At 63.5% G+C, this 5051-nt stretch carries 7 protein-coding genes and 1 pseudogene; 7 read left to right on the top strand and 1 reads right to left on the bottom strand.

Annotated elements, in window-relative coordinates:
• The 7 genes and pseudogenes from ACHFGA_RS05630 to ACHFGA_RS05600 form a co-directional block, all read left to right on the top strand.
• Positions 1–223: pseudogene (locus tag ACHFGA_RS05630) on the top strand (dihydropteroate synthase); the annotation flags it as partial.
• Positions 223–627, top strand: coding sequence for a dihydroneopterin aldolase (folB, locus tag ACHFGA_RS05625; protein ID WP_394281439.1), 405 nt, complete (start codon positions 223–225; stop codon positions 625–627). The pseudogene ACHFGA_RS05630 and the gene folB, both read left to right, overlap by 1 nt.
• Positions 627–1112 (top strand): 2-amino-4-hydroxy-6-hydroxymethyldihydropteridine diphosphokinase, encoded by a 486-nt coding sequence (gene folK / locus ACHFGA_RS05620; protein ID WP_394281438.1) that lies wholly within the window; start codon positions 627–629, stop codon positions 1110–1112. The genes folB and folK overlap by 1 nt, the downstream gene beginning before the upstream one ends.
• Positions 1109–1576, top strand: coding sequence for a DUF3180 domain-containing protein (locus ACHFGA_RS05615; protein ID WP_394281437.1), 468 nt, complete (start codon positions 1109–1111; stop codon positions 1574–1576). Before folK ends, ACHFGA_RS05615 begins: the two co-directional genes overlap by 4 nt.
• A gap of 10 nt (positions 1577–1586) precedes the next feature.
• On the top strand, positions 1587–2603 hold the full coding sequence (locus tag ACHFGA_RS05610) for a DUF6779 domain-containing protein (protein WP_394281436.1): 1017 nt from the start codon (positions 1587–1589) through the stop codon (positions 2601–2603).
• Complete coding sequence (locus tag ACHFGA_RS05605; RefSeq protein WP_394281435.1) at positions 2600–3304, top strand: hypothetical protein; 705 nt, start codon at positions 2600–2602, stop codon at positions 3302–3304. Before ACHFGA_RS05610 ends, ACHFGA_RS05605 begins: the two co-directional genes overlap by 4 nt.
• A 1-nt stretch (position 3305) precedes the next feature.
• A complete protein-coding gene (locus ACHFGA_RS05600) occupies positions 3306–4106 on the top strand; it encodes a pantoate--beta-alanine ligase (protein WP_394281434.1) in 801 nt (266 codons plus the stop codon).
• A 69-nt stretch (positions 4107–4175) separates the two neighbouring features.
• Here the strand turns inward: ACHFGA_RS05600 and ACHFGA_RS05595 are convergent.
• The coding region (locus ACHFGA_RS05595) for a PhoX family protein (protein ID WP_394281433.1) at positions 4176–5051 on the bottom strand (876 nt) is incomplete at its 5' end.

Genomic DNA, 5051 nt, shown 5'->3' with positions numbered 1-5051 from the left:
CCGCAAGCGTTTCCTCACCGGGATCCGCGCCGCCCGCGGCCTAGAGCACGGGCCGCTCGACGCGGATCCGGCCACCGCGGCCGTCACCGCCTTATCCGCCCAGCTGGGCGCGTGGGGTGTGCGCGTGCACGAGGTCGCCGTTTCCCGCGATGCGGTGGACGTGGCCGCGTCCTGGCGCACGGGCACGCCACCCGAAGAGGCAGCTGGCCAGAAGGAGAGCTAATGGCAGACCGGATCGAACTCAAAGGCCTCCAAGTCTACGCCCACCACGGCGTGCTGGAGCATGAATCGGAGCACGGCCAGGCGTTCAGCCTGGACATTACGTGCTGGCTCGACTTCGCTGAGGCCGCGGCCGGGGATGATCTGACGAAAACCATTAACTATGCCGAGCTGGCCCAACTCGCCTACGACATTGCTGGTGGCACCCCGCGCCAGCTCATCGAAACGGTGGCCTCAGAGATCGCCGACACCGCCATTGCCCGCTTTGAACAGCTCCATTCCGTGGAGGTCACGCAGCACAAACCACACGCACCGATTCCGTTGGTGTTCGAGGACGTGGCGGTGGTTGCTCGTCGTTCGCGCAAATCCGGGCCGCGTATCCTCCCAGCAGAGATTAGGAGGGCCTAATGCGCGCAGTACTGTCCATCGGATCGAACCTGGAGGATTCCGGGGCTCACCTTGACAGCGTGAGCCGTGCTTTTGGTGCGAGCGTCATCGCATCCTCGGGTGTGTATTCCACCCCGCCGTGGGGGCCTGTGGAACAAGGCGACTACCTCAACCAGATCCTTATCGTCGAGGTGGATGGCACGCCCGAAGAGCTGCTGGCGCGCTGTCAAGAGATTGAGAACCAAGCGAACCGCACCCGCGAAGTACGTTGGGGGCCGCGCACTTTGGATGTGGACGTGGTTCAGGTGATCGTCGATAAGCAGGAAGTGACCAGCGACGATCCGGTCCTGACCTTGCCGCACCCGCGCGCCCATGAGCGTGCGTTTGTGCTGGTGCCGTGGCTGGACGCCGACCCGAACGCGCAGCTTCAGGGCCGGCCGGTCGCGGAGCTGCTCGGTGGACTCGATGCCGATGAAGTCGACCAGATTCGGTTGGTGCACAGGTGACACGTACACCCATTTCAGGACTCGTCGGGGCAGGACTGTTCACAGCAGCTGCCCTGACCATACTGACCTGGGGTTTTTACGGAAATTTCAACGCGATCTCCCCGCTGGCGTCCGCTGCACTGTGGATTATGGCGGTGGTGTGCGCCTTCCTGACGTACTGGGTGAAGAAGCGCCGCGATGAGGGGCTGATCGGCCTGGACCGCTCGCAACTGAACCCCATGATGGTGGCCAATTTCATGGTGATCGGGAAGGCGAGCGCGTGGACAGGCGCGATCGTCGGCGGCGGATACGCGGGCATGGCGGTGTACGTGGTGCCGAATGCGTCGGTGTTGGTGGCGGCGCAGGCGGACCTCCCGGGAGTGCTTTCCGGGGCAATTGGTGGGGTAGCCTTGAGTATTGCTGGAGTTATTTTGGAGCGGGCATGTGAGGTGTCGCCACCCGCTGACGGCGAAACTGTTGGATAGGGTAAGCAATATGACTGAGGACAACCGCTCGAACGATCGTGGCCAACTGTGGCTGTGGGGGCTCGTCGGTTTGGCGATCCTTGCCACAATCATCATGTTGCTCACGGATTCCAACGTGGGACTAAAGATCGCCCTCCTCGCCGCACTGTGGGCCGCCGCGATTGGCGCCTTCATGGTCAGCCGCTCCCGCCACGACAAGCTCGCCGCCGAGCGCGAACTAGAACTGGCAAAGCAGGCCCACGCCGCAGAACTCAAGGCCCAAGAGGCTGAATTAGAAAACAGCAAGACGTCGTTAGAGCTCGCGCGTGCCCAGGAAGGCCTGCCGGTCGTCGACACCGACGTGCTCCAAGAAATTAAAGACGAGCTGGCCGCCCTGCGTACCCAGCTGGAGGAGCTCGCCGGCCGCGAATGGGGCTACGAACCCGCCGCTCTGCAGGCCGAGGCGCGCCGCGTACGCGAGCTGCAGGCTAAGACCGAAGCCGCGGAAAAGAAGGTGCTTGACGACGAGGCCCCCGTCGACTCGGAACTGATTCCTGAGGAGGAATCGCCCAAGAAGGACAAGAAGGACTCCGCACAGCGCCCCTCCACCGTGGACACCACGGAGCTGGGGGTTGTGGAGGACACTCCGAAGCAGGAAGAGCCCGAAGCACCGAAGGAGCCCGCTGCGCCTGCCGCGCCGGAGAATCCGGCCGAGCCTGCAAAGCCGGCCGAGCCTGCTAAGCCAGCCGAGCCTGCTAAGCCAGCTGCGCCGGAGAAGCCTGCTGCCCCACGAACCCCGCGCGCGCCATCACCGGAAGCCGTGGCTGGCCGCGTCGGAGGCTACGAGCAGCCGACCAACCGCGAGTCGAACCCGCTGTCCCAGCTGATCAGCGAGCGCCGCGAAGAGGCAGCGGAGCAGTCTGCGCCGAGGCATGCGGAACCAGAGCCAGCGGTGGATTCTCGCGGACGCCGCCGCCGTGATGAGAACAAGGATGGCATCTCGGTCGCTGAACTACTGGCGCGCGCAAAGCGAGCTGAGCGGGAGTGAGCGCACCACGCCTCAATGTTGGCGTGATCGGTGATCATTTCTTGGCGGACGGTTTGGAATCCACTGGTCACACCGTGACACGCGACGCGGATCCAACAGAGGTCAGCCTTTATGACCTCGTCGTGATCGACTTAGATGCCCAGGATTCTGCCGCTGAGCTCGTCGAAAAGATCGCTCAACATGCCCGCCACGGGCAAATGTTCATCCATACCTCGCTGGACCACGGAGTGCAGGTGCTGGACCCGATCGAGGTCACCGGTGCTATCGTGCTGGCGGCCCACCACATCGGCGACAATAATTGGATCACCGCCGCCACGGATGAGCTCGGAGAGACCATCATTGAACTGCTCGTCGGCGAGTTCGGCGGCACCTCTATCCCAGTCAGCGATGACCAGCGGCTAGCTATCCGCACCGCCTGGGAATACCGGGACCTCGCCGTGGAGGCGGAAGTCGATGCGCGCGCTATGCTCGTCGATACGCTTGATCATCCCGAGCTGGCAGAGGACCTGATCCCCGCGCCCCCAAGGCCAACACACGCGCGCGAGCACTTGGACGCGCAGGCCTACGACCGGATGCACCGCACCATTGAGGATTCCGGCCGTGCGCACATCTTTGCCTCTCTGGTGCGCCGCCGCGCGGAGTTGCAGCACGACCAAGACCTTGAGCTGTGGGCGATTTCCCAGCTGGACTACAAGGAGTGACATGACTTTTACCCCAGGCGAAGCCACCGTCGTCGACGATCTTGCCCTGTTCAAAACCTACGGCCGCGCGTTTCGAAAAACAGGCCGCCGCATTGTCCTGATCCCGCTTGGGCGCGGAGTTCACGCCGGCCAGATCTCTCTGATCCGCGCTGCCCGGTCGATCACGGGCGCCATCGTCATGGTCACGTTCAGCGGCGACGAGGTTCCTGAGGATTTCGCCCGCGAGAAAGTCGACGTTGTCTTCCATGGCGAGTTCCCCACCCACGGTGTGCGCGTCACCTCTGGGCTGGATCACCTTGAGGAGCCGGCGCTTATCGACGATGCCACCACCCGGATCCTGGCCGCCACGATTGCGGCGAGCGCCACCGATGTGGTGCTGGGCGAAAAAGACTTCGAGCTGCTGGTTGCTGTGCAGCATGCTGTGTGGGCGTTGCAGTTGGAGGTGCAGCTGCATTCGGTGCCGACGGTGCGCATGCCCGATGGCCTGGCAATTTCGCTGCGCAACGCGGATGTTCCGGAGGAAGATCGCGCCAAGGCCGTCGTCGTGTCTGCAGCGCTGACGGCTGGTGCCCACGTCGCCGAGCAGGGCGCTGAGGTGGTCGTGTCCACCGCCCGCGGTGTGCTCGAAGCCGGGGGAGTGGAGCCCGCTTACTTGGAGCTGCGCGACCTCAGTTTTGGGCCCCCACCCGAGAAGGGCGATGCCCGCCTGCTGGTGGGTGTGGACCTGGGCGGGGTGCGCCTCATCGATAATGTGGGCGTGCCCGTGGGCATTGGGTTCAAAAACTTGGGCGAGGATGCCTAAGGCGACCAAAAAGGACAAGCCGCCCAGGACCCGGCGTGGGTTCTTAGGCGGCTTGAGTGTTGATTGTGGTTAGGCGATGCCGATTGGGCCGCCGTCGGTCTTCCATACCACTACCGCGGCTGGGCGTGGCTTGGAATCGCCACCACCTGGCCAGTGGGAGGATGGGTTCTCAACGGTGGACTCGTCGCCCTCACCTGGGTGCTGGATGTTGACAAGGACGCGCTCGTCGTCAATGTATGGGCCACAGGTCTCAGCATCCGCTGGGACGGTGAGGAAGCACTTCAGCTCACCGCGGGTATCACCCTCGGTGTTGGTTGCGTACAGGCCGTCGTGGGTGCCCAGCGCGTTGCCGTCGGTGGAGATCCACAGCAGGCCGTGCTTGTCGAATGCGACGTTGTCAGGACACGAGATCGGGGAGACCTTCTCCTTGTCGAAGCCACCGAAGTAGGTGTAGGCCTCTTCTGGGTCGCCGCAGACCAGGAACAGGTTCCAGTTGAACTCCTCGGCGGTGCCCTCTGCGGCATCGTCGATTTCCATGACCAGGCCGTTCTTGTTTTCCTTGATCGGCGCGTACTCGGTTGGGTCTTCCTCGTTCTTTGATGCGTTTTCGCCAGTGGCGCCGCGGTACGAGTTGTTGGTCAGTGCCACGTATGCCTTGCCGGTCACAGGGTTCTGCTCGAAGTCCTCTGGGCGGTCCATCTTGGTAGCGCCCACCGTGTCGGCTGCGAGGCGGGTGTACACGCAAACCTCTTCTGGGGTGAAACCGTCAATGTGGGACTCTGCGTTGCCGTCTAGGTCCACGGTGACCAGCTTGTGCCAGGTACCAGTGCCGTCGAACTGGCCATCTTCTGGCAGTTCGCCGGAGCCGTCGATCTGATCTTCTGGGGAGTTGCCCTCAAGGGAGGCGACGTACAGGGTGCCGGCGGTCATCAGCTTCATGTTGTG

The sequence above is a fragment of the Corynebacterium sp. genome (genome assembly GCF_043426755.1).
GTDB lineage: Bacteria > Actinomycetota > Actinomycetes > Mycobacteriales > Mycobacteriaceae > Corynebacterium.
Note: the sequence above shows the minus strand (reverse complement) of the source record. Positions and strands in the feature narration are given on the sequence as shown.